This window comes from Apilactobacillus kunkeei (genome assembly GCF_001421115.1).
Lineage (GTDB): Bacteria > Bacillota > Bacilli > Lactobacillales > Lactobacillaceae > Apilactobacillus > Apilactobacillus kunkeei_F.
Map to the genome: position 1 here is coordinate 352,349 of NZ_JXCW01000001.1, position 14,393 is coordinate 366,741.

Annotated in this window: 14 protein-coding genes; 7 read left to right on the forward strand and 7 right to left on the reverse strand. The window is 36.6% G+C overall.

Translation table 11 applies throughout. From position 1 onward, the window contains the following. The first annotated feature begins 34 nt into the window (after positions 1-34). Positions 35-775: an AzlC family ABC transporter permease gene (locus RZ55_RS01240; protein ID WP_081034485.1), complete on the forward strand. Its 741-nt coding sequence runs from the start codon at positions 35-37 to the stop codon at positions 773-775. A 27-nt stretch (positions 776-802) separates the two neighbouring features. Next, positions 803-1,135, forward strand: a complete 333-nt coding sequence (locus tag RZ55_RS01245) for an AzlD domain-containing protein (protein ID WP_034532687.1) — start codon at positions 803-805, stop codon at positions 1,133-1,135. Positions 1,136-1,191: 56 nt separating this feature from the next. Here RZ55_RS01245 and RZ55_RS01250 read toward each other — a convergent pair whose 3' ends face one another. The 3 genes from RZ55_RS01250 to RZ55_RS01260 all read right to left on the reverse strand — a co-directional run bounded on the left by RZ55_RS01250 (position 1,192) and on the right by RZ55_RS01260 (position 4,870). Continuing rightward, on the reverse strand, positions 1,192-2,301 hold the full coding sequence (locus tag RZ55_RS01250; protein WP_431354836.1) for a PTS transporter subunit IIC: 1,110 nt from the start codon (positions 2,299-2,301) through the stop codon (positions 1,192-1,194). Between the two features lie 92 nt (positions 2,302-2,393). After that, positions 2,394-3,485 (reverse strand): PTS transporter subunit IIC, encoded by a 1,092-nt coding sequence (locus RZ55_RS01255; protein WP_057175575.1) that lies wholly within the window; start codon positions 3,483-3,485, stop codon positions 2,394-2,396. A 206-nt stretch (positions 3,486-3,691) separates the two neighbouring features. Then, positions 3,692-4,870 (reverse strand): SAM-dependent methyltransferase, encoded by a 1,179-nt coding sequence (locus tag RZ55_RS01260; protein WP_057175566.1) that lies wholly within the window; start codon positions 4,868-4,870, stop codon positions 3,692-3,694. Positions 4,871-5,018: 148 nt separating this feature from the next. On the opposite strand from RZ55_RS01260, the gene RZ55_RS01265 reads away from it, so the two are divergent. Continuing rightward, positions 5,019-6,065, forward strand: coding sequence for an AI-2E family transporter (locus RZ55_RS01265; RefSeq protein WP_081034481.1), 1,047 nt, complete (start codon positions 5,019-5,021; stop codon positions 6,063-6,065). A 70-nt stretch (positions 6,066-6,135) separates the two neighbouring features. Continuing rightward, positions 6,136-6,828, forward strand: a complete 693-nt coding sequence (locus tag RZ55_RS01270) for a 2,3-diphosphoglycerate-dependent phosphoglycerate mutase (RefSeq protein ID WP_034532690.1) — start codon at positions 6,136-6,138, stop codon at positions 6,826-6,828. Positions 6,829-6,924: 96 nt separating this feature from the next. On the opposite strand, the gene RZ55_RS01275 is transcribed toward RZ55_RS01270, so the two are convergent. The 4 genes from RZ55_RS01275 to RZ55_RS01290 all read right to left on the reverse strand — a co-directional run bounded on the left by RZ55_RS01275 (position 6,925) and on the right by RZ55_RS01290 (position 10,055). Further along, positions 6,925-7,857: a polysaccharide deacetylase family protein gene (locus RZ55_RS01275; protein WP_241772081.1), complete on the reverse strand. Its 933-nt coding sequence runs from the start codon at positions 7,855-7,857 to the stop codon at positions 6,925-6,927. After that, positions 7,847-8,158, reverse strand: coding sequence for a hypothetical protein (locus tag RZ55_RS01280; protein WP_053792448.1), 312 nt, complete (start codon positions 8,156-8,158; stop codon positions 7,847-7,849). Before RZ55_RS01280 ends, RZ55_RS01275 begins: the two co-directional genes overlap by 11 nt. A 2-nt stretch (positions 8,159-8,160) precedes the next feature. Next, positions 8,161-9,378: a glycosyltransferase gene (locus tag RZ55_RS01285; protein ID WP_034532694.1), complete on the reverse strand. Its 1,218-nt coding sequence runs from the start codon at positions 9,376-9,378 to the stop codon at positions 8,161-8,163. Between the two features lie 212 nt (positions 9,379-9,590). Next, positions 9,591-10,055 (reverse strand): MerR family transcriptional regulator, encoded by a 465-nt coding sequence (locus RZ55_RS01290; protein WP_057175567.1) that lies wholly within the window; start codon positions 10,053-10,055, stop codon positions 9,591-9,593. A 174-nt stretch (positions 10,056-10,229) separates the two neighbouring features. On the opposite strand from RZ55_RS01290, the gene RZ55_RS01295 reads away from it, so the two are divergent. The 3 genes from RZ55_RS01295 (at position 10,230) to tyrS (ending at position 13,996) form a co-directional block, all read left to right on the forward strand. Then, complete coding sequence (locus RZ55_RS01295) at positions 10,230-11,675, forward strand: MDR family MFS transporter (RefSeq protein ID WP_057175569.1); 1,446 nt, start codon at positions 10,230-10,232, stop codon at positions 11,673-11,675. Further along, the gene (locus tag RZ55_RS01300) at positions 11,675-12,439 is read left to right on the forward strand and encodes a DUF4811 domain-containing protein (protein ID WP_057175570.1); all 765 of its coding nucleotides are present in this window, start codon (positions 11,675-11,677) and stop codon (positions 12,437-12,439) included. The genes RZ55_RS01295 and RZ55_RS01300 overlap by 1 nt, the downstream gene beginning before the upstream one ends. A gap of 300 nt (positions 12,440-12,739) precedes the next feature. Continuing rightward, on the forward strand, positions 12,740-13,996 hold the full coding sequence (gene tyrS / locus RZ55_RS01305) for a tyrosine--tRNA ligase (protein WP_057175571.1): 1,257 nt from the start codon (positions 12,740-12,742) through the stop codon (positions 13,994-13,996). Positions 13,997-14,393: the final 397 nt, after the last annotated feature.

The following is a 14,393-nucleotide window of genomic DNA, read 5'->3' on the forward strand; positions in this document are numbered from 1 at the left end:
TGAACCGCGTTGGCTAACCAACTTGAAGACGGCAATGCCTTTGAATATTAGCTACGTTCCCATTGGAATTGCATGTGGTATCTTACTTCATGCAGCTGGATTTAATACTTTATTGACAGCTTTAGTATCATTAATGGTTTTCTCTGGTGGGGCGCAGTTCTTGATTGCCTCCATGTTAACCATTAACTCACCATTATTATCAATTGTAATTATGATGTTTTTTCTAGAGTTAAGATATGCATTATTAGGATCCAGTATTTCTAAATATTTACAAGGTAAGTCATTTTGGTTTACTGTGTTATTTGCAGTTTCATTAAATGATGAAACATACGCTGTAAATTATTTGAAACTATCAACTGATAAGAAGTTTACTGCTCAAGATGCATTACAAATTGAACACTATGCTTTGGTTGTATGGACAATTAGTACCATTATTGGTAGTTTAGTTGGTTCATCACTTTCAATTAACCTAACAGTTGTTCATTTTGCGCTAACTGCATTATTTATCTATATGATCGTTATGCAAATGAAGTCATTACTAAAGGTGTTAATTATTCTATTAACCATTGTATTGGCCATTGCATTCATGTTATTGATGAAATCCACTTTAGGATTAGTCGTTTCAACTCTGTTAGCTTCATTCGTTGGATATTTCGTTGAATCATGGATTAGAAGCCATTACGAAAAGTACAAGAAGAATCGCTTGCTTCGCTTATTTAAGAACCCTGCGGGTACCCCTGAGGATAAGTTTGATGAAGAAGAAGAGACTGAATAACTTTAAAAACGGATTAGGAGATATTCTATGGAATGGAATTCAACTCAACATTTTTGGTTGATTATATTATGTTTTGTGGTTGCTTTTATCCCTAGATTCGTCCCACTAGCTTTCTTTAGAACAAGAAAGATTCCTAAGTGGTTTAACGAATGGATGGGTTACATACCAATTGCCTTATTTACCTCATTGGTTGTTAAGGATCTATGTATCACATCATCGTATACCTTATCGGTATCAGGAAAAGCGCCCGAACTAGTAGCTGCCTTAATCGTGTTTATTATTGCTTATTGGACAAGATCAATGGCGCTATCAGTTATTTTGGGATTAGCTGCTGTGTTAGTATTAGCAGTATTTATTTAAATTAAGAATAAAATAAAAGCACTGGTCAATTGACCAGTGCTTTTTTAGTTTTGTTTTTATACGATATGCATCTTCATATCATCGTTTTTTACTTTATGACATGCCTTTAATAACTTTAGTATGGTTACTGAGATAATTGAAGGCATCACAATGCCTAACACAACATAGATTGCTAGTTTGGCTAGACCTTGACTAGCGAAGGTAAGGGGAACGATTAAGGAATTAGTCCCTAGACCAGCTAGTTTATATGTCGTGGAAAAATGGAATAATAACGTTCCAATAGGTGCGACAATGGCTGATGACGCCATTCCAGGAATCAGGATATATGGATTCTTGGTGATGTTACCAAATTGCACCTTGGGGGTAATTAAACCTTGGGCAATATTTGCACCAGGACGGTTTACCCTAAATGACATTACAGTATATGAAACGTATTGAGCAGTCGTCCCAAGTAGTGCGGCTCCAGAAGATAGCGGATCTAACATGACCGCAATCGCCAGTGCCGCTGAAGATGCTGGTGTCATTAAGAAGACTGACCAGACTAACGCAACGGTAATTGATCCGACGATTGGGTTTACAATCATGCTTTTGGCAATTACTTTTGATACCCATACTAGAGCAGGGGTTGTGATTGCAGCTAAGCCTAACGCAATTATTGATCCCAGCATTGTTGCGCAGAAGGGTACTAAGAACATATCCAATGGTGTTTTTCCTGATAGGTGCTTTCCAATAATCGTAGCAATAATTGCACCACCTAAAGCACTAATTGGTTGTCCAATCATAAATACTGATGACCCGGTAGGCTGAGATAGCAAATGACCTGTCGCTGTGACGGCGTTGATTGTTTTTTCGGTGAAGAAAACGTTGTTGGCACCAACCGTAGCAGCAATCATCGAGCTAAACATAACCAAAGTATTGGTCTTTAGCTGATGAGCAACGGCAGCACCGATGGCGGGGGCCATTAGGACCTGGTCAATGACACCAATCTGGTATAGCGCAGACCAGTGTACTAGGTTAGCGATGGCAACTATCAACATTCCGATACCTAGCGTAACAAAAATCGCGTTTGATACGCCACTTACTACCAAAAAGACATTTTCTTTGACGGAAGACAAAGACTTTACCATATCAATTTGTGGGGCGTCTTTTTTTGCTACATCAATCATTTGAATCCACTCCCTTATATAGAAAACTAAGTTCTACCGGGCCACAAATATACTAAAAAGCACTAGCGATAATCGCCAGTACTTTTTAGTAATTAGACAAGATCAATTTTCATGTCGTCATTTTTAATTTTATGAGCAGCCTTTAGAACTTTAACAAGTACCACTGAAATTACAGCTGGTACAACTACACCTAAGACTACATAGATAGCTAGTTTTGGCATACTTTCAGAAGCAAGGGTAATTGGAGCAATTAGTGAGTTCAAACCTAATCCAGCAATCTTATAAGATACTGAGAAATGAAATACTAATGTTCCAACTGGTCCGATAATTGCAGCAGAGACGATACCAGGAACTGCGATGTATGGGTTCTTGGTAATGTTACCAAATTGAACCTTTGGAGTAATTAAACCTTGGGCAATGTTTGCGCCTGGTTTGTTTACTTTAAATGACATCACTGTGTATGATACGAATTGTGCGGTTGTTCCTAATAATGCAGCTCCCGATGATAATGGATCCAACATAACAGCAATTGCTAATGCTGCTGATGAAGCTGGGGTCATTAAAAAGATTGCCCATACGACTGAAATTACTAGTCCACCAACAAATGGGTTAATGACCATTGTCTTGGCAATTACTCCTGACAACCATACAAGTGCAGGTGTAGTGACTGTTGCAAAGCCTAAGGCCGCAACACATCCTACAAATGTAGCTGCAAATGGTACTAAGAACATATCCAAAGGTGTTTTTCCGGTTAGGTATTTACCAATGACTGTGGCGACAACAGCGCCACCTAATGCACTAACAGGTTGTCCAATCATGAAGACGGCAGAACCTGCTGGTTGAGGTAATACGTGTCCGGTTGCAGTAACTGCATTCGTCACAGCAGATGTGAAGAATACATTATTTGCACCAACCGTAGCGGCAATCATTGAACTAAATAACACCAAGGTATTAGTCTTTAATTGTGAGGCAACGGCAGCACCGATGGCGGGGGCCATTAAGTATTGGCAAATTAATCCAATTTCGGCTAAAGCTGTCCAGTGGACAAAGTTGGCAATAGCACCTAATAATAAACCAACGCCTAGTGTGACTAAAATTGCATTAGACACCCCATTGAACACTAAATATACACTATCCTTAAACCCAGATTTTACTTCAACGTGTGCAAGATTCGCTGCGTTCATCTGAGGTGAATCGTCTTTTGTTGCATTTATCATATTGAATCAACTCCCTTACTTAAAAAAGTATTTTTTATATAAAATTAAAATTAGATTAGAAACTAATTAAAATTTTTATAATTAAACCATAAATCAGAAATAAAAGTCAAGACAATTAAAAGAAAAAACATCGGTGAAATTTTTTCACCGATGTTTTTTAATAGTTTTTTCAATTATTTGTACATGTAATCTCTAGTGATTGGTAGTTCTTGTCCTGAAGGACCCTTTGAGATTAAGTATTGCATAACGTCAATGTTACCAGCCTTGAATGAACCAGCACATGTCTTTAGGTATAAGTCCCACATTCTTAAGAAGCGTTCGTCATCACCCATAACTTCTTTAACTTCATCAATATGATCGTTGAAGTTCTTGTCCCAGTGTTCCAATGTGTATTGGTAGTGTCTTCTTAATGATTCTAAGTCATAGATTTGAAGGCCATTGTTGATGATGTGATCTAGGTTTTCAGTCATACCTGGAACATATCCACCAGGGAAGATGTACTTGTTAATCCAACCATTGTAGGCTCCACCTTGTTGTCTTGTAATTCCGTGAATTAAAGCAACACCGTGATCCTTTAGGTATTTGTTAATGCATGAGAAGTATTCGTTCAAGTTTTCTTTACCAACGTGTTCGAACATACCAACTGAAGTGATGTAATCAAAGTGTTCATCACCTAGTTGACGGTAATCTTGTAAACGAACTTCAGCTTGATCTTGTAAACCAAATTTTTCAATTTGTGCGTTTACGTAATCGCATTGTTCTTGACTTAAAGTAACACCGACTACGTTTAGTCCGTATTCTTTAGCAGCAGTTAGCATTAATGTACCCCAACCACAACCGATGTCTAGTAGGGTACGACCTGGCTTAGGATTTAGTTTCTTGATAATGTGGTGTACTTTTTGCATTTGAGCGTCGTACAAGTCATCGTCAGGGTTTTCAAAGTAAGCACATGAATAGGTCATTGTCTTATCTAACCAAATCTTATAGAAGTCATTACCGATATCGTAGTGACTTTGAATGTCCTTCTTACTAGTGGACTCGTTATGATTTTGCTTAGGTAGGAAATTAATGTATTTATGGTCACGAATAAAACTAGTTGATTTTTGGTAAGCTGAAACGATTAAGTCTTCGATACTTCCATCAACATCGATTTTTCCGTCCATGTAAGCTTCTCCCAATGCGATAGAAGCATTCTTTCTAATATCCTTGATCGGAATTGGTTCTTTCATAGTGATGGTAGCCATAGGTTCACCTTCACCATATTTTTCAGATTTGCCGTCCCAATAATTTACTTGGATTGGTTCATTAAATCCGTGTTTAAAAAATGTTTTATAAAAAGTTTTTTCAAACATGAGAACAGTCCTTTCTTTATTAATAAAACCACGAACCCATTATACTCTTATGAGGGCACTTTATGTAAGTAAAGACACCGACTAATTTCATTATTTTTTATAGTGTAAAATGTTATAATTAAAACATAACTAAATAGCGGGGTGAATTATGAAACTGTGGGACAAATTTTTAGCCAACGTTAAATTAAGACGCTGGTGTGTATTGATTTTTATAATCTTTGTTTTATATCTAATGCGCTCAATGATGAGTATGTTATTACTAACCTTCATCTTCTCATTGTTAGTCACCAAATGGGTCGGCTTCGTCAGAAGATATATTAAGATTCCAGCACCTATCTTAGTCATTTTGACTTATCTACTATTCATTGCTGGGGTAGTAAGTGCGGTTGCGATTTACTCACCGGTAATTTACGACCAAGCTGTTACAGCATCAAAACACATTATTGATTTCTACGAAGATCCAAATAACCTTCATGGTACTACCCAAATTAAAGACATGATTGTTCAGTTCATCCATCGTTCTAACTTCCTAAGCGAAGTGAAGGGGAGCTTCTCAATTATTCTTCAATATGTATCCAGTGTAGGCCAAATGGGGGTAACATTCTTCTTATCTCTAATCTTGAGTTTCTTCTTTACATTAGAAGAAAAATCAATGGGTGAGTTTAGCAAACGTTTCTTGGATGCAGAATTTTCTTGGTTCTTCCAAGACGTCTACTACTTTGCCAAGACTTTCACCAAAACATTTGGGGTCGTGTTAGAAGCACAATTCTTGATTGCACTATTTAACACCATCTTTACTACTTTAATCATGGCATTCATGGGAATTCCACAATTGGTTATTCTATCAATTATGATCTTCTTCCTAAGTTTAGTACCAGTTGCTGGTGTGATTATTTCATTGGTACCTTTATCAATTGTGGGGTACTCTGTGGGTGGATTGAAGTATATCATTTACCTAATTATTATGATTGCTGTAGTCCACTTCCTAGAAGCATACATTTTGAATCCAAAGCTAATGTCTTCTAGAACAGAGTTACCAATTTTCTATACATTTTGTGCCTTATTAATTGGTGAAGAAATCTTCGGAACATGGGGCTTAATCGTCTCTGTACCAATTCTTGCCTTCTTCCTAGAAATTTTAGGAGTCAAGGGTGAAAACAAAAAGACAATAAATATAAAGAGAATTGTCAAATAGGATGTAAATTTTCTACTTTTGATGTAAAATAGTATTGTTGATTTAAGAAATAGAAAGGGGTTTTCGACCTATGTCAAAACTTGTATTAATCCGTCACGGACAAAGTCAATGGAACCTTTCAAACCAATTCACTGGTTGGGAAGATGTTGATTTAAGCGATAAGGGTGTAGAAGAAGCTAAAGAAGCTGGTAAATTAGTTAAGAAGGCAGGACTAGAATTTGATTACGCATACACTTCAGTTCTAACTCGTGCTATCAAGACTTTACACTACGCCTTAGAAGAATCAGACCAACTATGGGTACCTGAAACTAAGACTTGGAGACTAAACGAACGTCATTACGGTCGTCTACAAGGTCTAAACAAGAAAGAAACTGCTGAAAAGTACGGAGACGAACAAGTTCACATTTGGCGTCGTTCATACGACACACTACCTCCACTATTGAGTGCAGATGACGAAGGTTCAGCTGTAAACGACCGTCGTTACAAGGACTTAGATCCTAACTTAATCCCTGGTGGTGAAAACCTAAAGGTTACTCTAGAACGCGTTATGCCTCTATGGGCTGATGAAATTGCTCCTAAGCTATTAGATGGCAAGAACGTTATCATCGCTGCACACGGTAACTCACTACGTGCATTAAGCAAGTACATTGAAAGAATCTCTGATGACGACATCATGGATCTTGAAATGAAGACTGGTGAACCTGTAGTTTACGAATTCAACGATAAGCTAGAAGTTCAAAACAAGACTAAATTAGACAAGTAATAACTAAAAAGAAGTCCTCTCTTGAGGGCTTCTTTATTTGCTAAAAAAGGGTATTAAAAAAGCCATACGATTAATTCGTATGGCTTTTTATTTTAGTTAGCTTTTCTTTAAGAACCATTCTCTAATACTTGGCCAACTGTTTGTATTAATAATCATTCTTGGTGTGTAGATTGGATCAGTGTGATCACCGTTACCGTGGTTGTAAACAGTACCGGAATCAAGTGTACCAACCCATCCTAGGTGAGGTTGTTTTGCCAAGAATTGTGAAATTCTAGGAGTACCACCACCGTAAGGGTAGGCGAATGAATCAGCGTAAATACCAGTGTGTGCTTTTAACACTTCTCTAGATTTAACGAAGTCTTTTGTAAATCGATCGTAGTTCTTAGGTAGGTTAAACACTGGAATCAAGTTTGAAGTAAGGTAATGCATGTTGTTGGTGTGAACACCAATTGTCATTAGTTTACCAGCTTCTTTTCTAGCGTAATGGATTTGTGACCATGTTGCTAGTTGAGTACCTTCACGATATCTACCGGTGTTACCAGTGATAATGAAAGTAGTGAATGGGTAGTTGTACTTCTTCATGATTGGAATCGCGTTATCAATAGTAGTTCTATCGATATCATCAAATGTTAATACAGCGTACTTACCTTTGATAGGCTTCTTTGAATTGGTCATCTTGACCATTTCAGCACCTGAGATAACCTTGATGTTGTGCTTGTGTAGGAATTCCATTTGTTCTTTGAATTCGTTAGCAGGAACATCGAAATCATGAAGTTGTGAGTTAGTTGATAGGGTTCTTGAAACGTTAACCCCAAGGTTATTCTTTAGGATACGGTGGTAACAAAATACCAAGATACCGTCTTTAGCTTTTTCTTCTTGCTTAGTTAATCCGTAGTATTCACTACTACCTTTATCGTATTCAACAGATCTGTGAATAGTAAATGACATAATGACGAACAAAATGATTGCTAGAATAATAACAATAATCTTACGTTGTTTTCTTGTCATCTTTTGATTCTTATTTGACATCTTTGTTTAACCTCCGTAAGTAAACTAATCTAAATGTTGAGTATATTGCAGTGATAATAATTAATCCAGCAATTGCAATTAATAGTTTGATGTATAAATCGTAGTTTAGGTTTAATAATAGGTAGAAACTAACGAAATCATCACTGTAGAAACCAAATAGAAAAGCGAAGTTTACGACTAAAACAAAGGCAACATAAATCCATAAAGCAGCGAATAGAATAAAGTGAACTAAACGTCTTAATGGACTAATGCGCTTTCTAATTACGAATGTTTCGTAATCTTTTCTCAAATCTTTCTTCATAATTATTTTACCCCCCGGTCTGGACTACTCCAGGTACCTACATTTTCAGGATCTAGGAAGAATGAAACTAAAGCCAAGATACATGAAATTAAGTTAACCATCCAGTAGTAAACAATGTAAGCAGGAATCAGTAGTAAATCGACGAAGCTTAGTAGGGCGGTTTCGTGTGAACCATAGAAACCGATGAAGAATTGTAAGATACTAACTATGATAAGTACTAATAAGACGTCACCATCTAATTGAACTTCATGGATTAATAGTAGGTTGAAGAAATAAGAGATAGTACTCAATGCAGTTAAAACAGCCCAAGTACTACTGATAATTGTTTCATACATTAAAGCTTTTTGTGTAATTGAACCGTGTAGTAGAAGATCCTTGTTCTTAGCGATAACTTCCATACCACCACGAGCCCAACGACGACGTTGTTTGATTAAGTTTCTAGTGTTTTCTGGAACTAGAATCCAACAAATTGCAGAAGGTTGGTAGCTAACGCTCCAGCCCTTACGGTACATTCTCCAGGTAATATCAATATCTTCGGTGATAACATCAGTGTGCCATCCACCTACGTCTTCTAGAGCTTCACGTCTGAAACCAACGATAACACCAGAAACAGTATTGATACGACCGTATAGGTATGATTGAGCTTTCTTGATGATATCAATAACACCGATGTATTCAAGAAGTTGTAAACGACCTAAGACGGTAGTTCTATTTCTAACAACCGGTTTACCAGCAACGGCACCTAGTTTTGGATTAGTCTTAAGTGTCTTAACTAGTTCAGTTACAGAATTCTTTGCTAGTAGGGAGTCTGAATCGATACCAATAACGTATTGTCCTTCAGCAACCTTGAAACCTTCGTTCATTGCGTTAGCTTTACCTTGGTTAACGTCGATTGGAACGACCTTGATTTTGAATTGATTAGCATATTGCTTTTGTAACTTGTACATAATATCTAATGTATCGTCATCACTTTTATCATCAATTAAAACAACTTCGAAGTTCTTGTAGTCAATGTTTGAAATGGCTGAAATCGCTTCTTTTAACGTATCACTTTCATTATGAGCGGGGACTAGAATTGACACTGGTTCAGATCCATCCACTTTAGCGAATTTTTCAGAGCGGCGGTAGATGTTACAGTATAGCGCCCCGACAATCCAAATTGCTGACACAACAATTGGATATCCGATAATGAAATCGTTAATAATATCTAAAAACCACATTATAAATGAATTCCTCCTTTAAGGACCACTAAATAAGATATTAGAATACAATAAGATATTTTAGCGTTTTGTTCATATGTATGACTGTAGAAACCATATATTTATCATACTTCAATTATAAATTAAACTTCCTAATATATCAAAGCTATGAGCCTCAATTGTTTCAATATTATTACAACTAAAAAATGAATTCCATATCTGGAATTCATTTTTTAGTTTTTCTTAATAATTTGGGCCTCTAAATCGCCGTCATAGTCAACAAAGTAGACATGTTTTTCAGGGGCATCTTTTAGTGGGCCCATGTCGATTGCTGGACGATCATCAATCATGTCAATGCAGTTAAAGCGCTGCTTAGCGATTCTGTGTAGTAAGCTTCCGGTTTTATCAAAGACTTCAGCTTTTTCCGCTGCCTTAGCAAGAGTATATCCAGAGTTCAAAAATGATTTGATTAATTCTACCTTAATAATTGATGAATATGGATAACGATGACTCGTATTTTTATCACCTTTTTGGCAATGGATATAGCCTTTTTGTTCCCAATATCTAATCTTGCTTTGTGGCACGTTGCAGGTTCTAGACAAACCACCAATACCGATTGATAAGTCAAGATCTTGCATTAGCTTATGAATACGGCTGGAGTAGTCTTGAATGTCTTCTTTTGTATATCTTTCTTCCAAGGTGTCACATCCTTTTCTTCTTAAATTTTCTTAAGTGATGTTACATAATCAATAATAATTATATATTTTTTAATATCATTGTCAAATTTGTTGACAATGAAAAATGTCAGATGTATATTAGTTATTGTCGAAATTTATAGAGAAAACAAAATATTAACGAAAAGGGGTTAGATTATGAATGTAGATGCAAACGGTAAATCATACAACAAGATCATGCTTGTTGTGATTTTATTGGTTGGTACTTTCTGTACTATTTTAAATCAAACAATTTTAGCAACTGCTTTTCCTACATTAATGAAAGACTTTGACATTAGCACTTCAACTGTTCAATGGTTAACTTCTGGATTTATGTTGGTTAACGGGATTGCAATTCCAGTTAGTGCATGGTTATCAAACCGTGTTAACACTAAATGGTTATACTTAGGAGCAATGACAGTGTTTGAAGCAGGTACTGTCCTTGCTTTCTTCGCTCCTAACTTTGGTACTTTGTTAGCAGCGCGTTTAATTCAAGCGCTAGGTGTTGGTGTGACAATGCCATTGCTACAAACTATCATGCTTAGAATTTTTCCACCTGAAAAACGTGGGGCTGCCATGGGTCTATCCGGTATTGTTATCGGATTGGCTCCTGCAATTGGACCTACCTTATCAGGTTGGATTCTAATTAACTACACTTGGCGTGATCTATTTGGAATCATCATTCCAATCGTCGCTATTGTGATTTTATTAGGTCTATACTACATGCGCCCAATTCTACCTACTAATAAGGAAAGAATTGATGTATTGTCATTAATTCTTTCAACTATTGGTTTCGGTAGTGCACTATACGGTTTCTCAGAAGTTGGTACTGATGGATGGGGTAGCGCAACAGTTATCTCTACATTAATTATCGGTGAAATCTTCATCGTATTATTCGTATGGCGCCAATTAGTAATGGAAAAACCATTCTTAGATGTTAAGGTCTTCAAGTCAGCTAAGTTCTCAATCGCAACTATTCTTTCATCAATTACAATGATGGCTTTAGTTGGTTTTGAAATGGTTCTACCATTATACCTACAAATTGTTCGTGGTATGAACGCTTTCCATTCAGGACTAAGTCTATTACTTGGTGCCTTAATGATGGGGGTTGTTTCACCATTTGCTGGTCAAATCTTTGATAAGCACGGTGCTAAGAAACTAATTACCACTGGTTTAATTCTATTGTTCTTCGGTACAGTGCCATTTGCATACATTACCGCAGACACTGGAATTGCTTACATCATAATCCTATACGCTGTAAGAACATTCGGTATGGCGCTTGTAATGATGCCTTCAACTACTTACGGTATGAACGCATTACCTGATGACAAGATTAACCACGGTACTGCAGTTAACAATACTGTAAGACAAGTGGGTGCTGCCATTGCCACTGCCGTATTGGTTTCAATTCTATCTAACGTAACTACAAGCAACATGCCTGCTAAGTCACTATTAAAACTAGATCCATTGGCTTACAAGGATTCAGCAATTAACGCTACATTAAGTGGTTACCATGCTGCATTCTGGGTAGCTGCATTCTTCATCGTAGTTGGATTCATTGCTAGCTTCTGGCTACATGACAACAAAAAGGGGGTAAATAAATAATGATTTTATTCGTACTATGCATTACTGCATTCCTATTCTTTATTTGTTTTAACCTATTAACTAACAACAAGGTATTGCACGCAATTACTTCTATTGTATTTGCTGTTCTATTTATCCTTTCAACTTTCTTCATTACTATTAACTTCCATGATCACTATGGTATGCACAAAGTTAGCCACGAAACTTCAACTAAGTTAGTTTCAAGTGCTGACAAGGGCATGAACATGTTACTTTACCAACCAATCGGAACTTCAGGTAAAGACAAGGTTGTTATTTACCGTACTGATGAAAAGGCAACTAAGCCTTCACACACTGGTACTGATAAGGTAGAAAATAAGATTATTACTATTAATAGTGATAAGGATAAGTTAGTAACTAAGACTGTTAAGTATGAATACAACTCAAGTGCTAACCGTCTATGGTTCGGTTTGGCACAAAAACCAACTAGAGTAAAAACAATCAATTACTTCTACGTTCCAAAGAGCTGGATGACTTTAACAGTTAACCAAGCAAAACAATTGCCTGCAATCATCAAAGAAATTAGTGGATCAAACACTGCTGCTCAAGCCCAAATGAAGATGGCGGCTGAACAATACGTTCAAGCTCAAGTGAAAGCAGCAATGATGAAGAACCCTAAGATGACAAGTGCACAACAAAAAACACTAGTTAAGAAGGCAACTGCTGAATTTACTCAAAAAGCACAAGCTGAAGCACTTCAAAAGATGATGCCTGAAATCAAGCAAAAACTAAGCCAAGTTAAATAGTATTGACTTTTATTTCTTTGCTGATTATTATGATAGTATCTATTAAATATAAAGCTAAGAAGTAGTTACCAGTATTTAATGCGATTTGTGTATTCAGAAACCTAGTGGGAATGCGAACTAGGCAAACGCGTTGAAGAATTACACCTACAGAGCTTTCCATTATTGGACGCGTCATTTCGTTATAAATGATTGAAAGAGATCGTATTTTATACGATAACTTGGGTGGTAACGCGGATTAACAAAAACATTTCGTCCCTGACAATTTATTTGTCAGGGACTTTTTTATTAGGAGGAAGAAATATGGACATTATCGATGATTTACAATGGCGTGGCGCCATTAATCAACAAACTGATGCTGAAGGCCTAAAGAAAGAAGTCAACGAAAAGAAGATTGGTCTATACGCAGGAATTGACCCAACTGGTGACAGTATGCACGTTGGACATTTAATTCCATTCATGATTTTGAAGAGATTCCAATTAGCTGGATACAAGCCAGTAATTCTAATCGGTGGAGCGACTGGATCAATCGGTGATCCATCAGGTAAGAAGGCTGAAAGAAAGCTACAAAGTATGGAACAAGTTAAGCACAACGAAGAATGCCTAACTAACCAAATGAAGAGTTTGTTTGGTGAAGACGGTAAGTTCCAAATCGTTAACAACTATGATTGGACTTCAAAACTATCATTATTAGACTTCCTTCGTATTTACGGTAAACGTTTCAACGTTAACACTATGTTAAACAAAGAAATTGTTTCAAGCCGTCTAGAAACAGGTATCTCATACACAGAATTTACTTACCAAATTCTACAGGCGATGGACTTTGAACACCTATACAAGAACAACGGTGTTGAATTACAAATCGGTGGTGCTGATCAATGGGGTAACATCACTGGTGGTATTGAATTAATTCATAAGACTCAAGGAGCAGATGCAAAAGCATTTGGCTTAACTATTCCATTAATGCTTAAGGCAGATGGTACTAAGTTCGGTAAGACTGAAGGTGGAGCTGTATGGTTAGATCCAGAAAAGACTACACCTTACGAATTCTACCAATTCTGGATTAACACTGATGATAGGGATGTAATCAAGTACTTGAAGTACTTCACTTTCCTAAACAAAGAAGAAATTGAAGAACTAGAAGAACAAGTTAAGAACGAACCATGGAAGAGAGTTGCTCAACGTCGTTTAGCTGAAGAAGTAACTGAATTCGTTCATGGTAAGGATGCCGTAGTCGAAGCACAAAACATTACCGAAGCATTATTCTCAGGAAACGTTCAAGACCTAACTACTGATGAAGTAGAAACTGGATTCAAGAATATGCCTTCAGTTGAAGTTAGCGCAGACAAGAAGAACATTGTTGAATGGTTAGCAGACGATACTGCAATCGAACCTTCTAGAAGACAAGCTAGAGAAGATGTAAGTAACGGTGCCATCCGTATTAATGGAGAAAAGGTTGACGATGTTGATTTTGAAATCGACCCAAGCACTTCATTTGATGGTAAGTTCGTCGTTGTTAGAAGAGGTAAGAAAAAGTACTTCTTAGCTAGAATTAAATAGTAATATGATTGTTTAAAAGTAGATTGATTAATTCAATCTACTTTTTTTAATTTATTTGCGGAGAAGTGTTGACTTTATAAGGTTTACCTGGCATAATATTATTTGTTGTTGAGAGAGGTAATCAAAAATGATTACAAATCAGCAACGATTAATTTTTCAAAAGATGTTGACACGATGTCATTAATTTGATATTATAAATGAGTTGCGTTATTGATATGACGCAAACGTCATTAAAAAAAAGTTGTTGACACTGCTTTGATAAGATGGTATGATTAACAAGTTGTCAATTGAGGCGACAAGTTAATTAAATGGTAGATCTTTGAAAACTGAACAAGATTGATAATCGATGATGTGTAAGGAACTTACAACTTGGTTGTAAGAATTAAACATTGCGAAG

Bases quoted from the DNA above. Each gene is read 5' to 3' on its own strand.
- tyrS (WP_057175571.1), top strand. From the start codon at position 12,740: ATGGACATTATCGATGATTTACAATGGCGTGGCGCCATTAATCAACAA.
- RZ55_RS01280 (WP_053792448.1), bottom strand. From the start codon at position 8,158: ATGAAGAAAGATTTGAGAAAAGATTACGAAACATTCGTAATTAGAAAG.
- RZ55_RS01250 (WP_431354836.1), bottom strand. From the start codon at position 2,301: ATGATTGATGTAGCAAAAAAAGACGCCCCACAAATTGATATGGTAAAG.
- RZ55_RS01260 (WP_057175566.1), bottom strand. From the start codon at position 4,870: ATGTTTGAAAAAACTTTTTATAAAACATTTTTTAAACACGGATTTAAT.
- RZ55_RS01300 (WP_057175570.1), top strand. From the start codon at position 11,675: ATGATTTTATTCGTACTATGCATTACTGCATTCCTATTCTTTATTTGT.
- RZ55_RS01255 (WP_057175575.1), bottom strand. From the start codon at position 3,485: ATGAACGCAGCGAATCTTGCACACGTTGAAGTAAAATCTGGGTTTAAG.
- RZ55_RS01245 (WP_034532687.1), top strand. From the start codon at position 803: ATGGAATGGAATTCAACTCAACATTTTTGGTTGATTATATTATGTTTT.
- RZ55_RS01285 (WP_034532694.1), bottom strand. From the start codon at position 9,378: ATGTGGTTTTTAGATATTATTAACGATTTCATTATCGGATATCCAATT.
- RZ55_RS01270 (WP_034532690.1), top strand. From the start codon at position 6,136: ATGTCAAAACTTGTATTAATCCGTCACGGACAAAGTCAATGGAACCTT.
- RZ55_RS01295 (WP_057175569.1), top strand. From the start codon at position 10,230: ATGAATGTAGATGCAAACGGTAAATCATACAACAAGATCATGCTTGTT.
- RZ55_RS01265 (WP_081034481.1), top strand. From the start codon at position 5,019: ATGAAACTGTGGGACAAATTTTTAGCCAACGTTAAATTAAGACGCTGG.
- RZ55_RS01275 (WP_241772081.1), bottom strand. From the start codon at position 7,857: ATGTCAAATAAGAATCAAAAGATGACAAGAAAACAACGTAAGATTATT.
- RZ55_RS01240 (WP_081034485.1), top strand. From the start codon at position 35: ATGCCTTTGAATATTAGCTACGTTCCCATTGGAATTGCATGTGGTATC.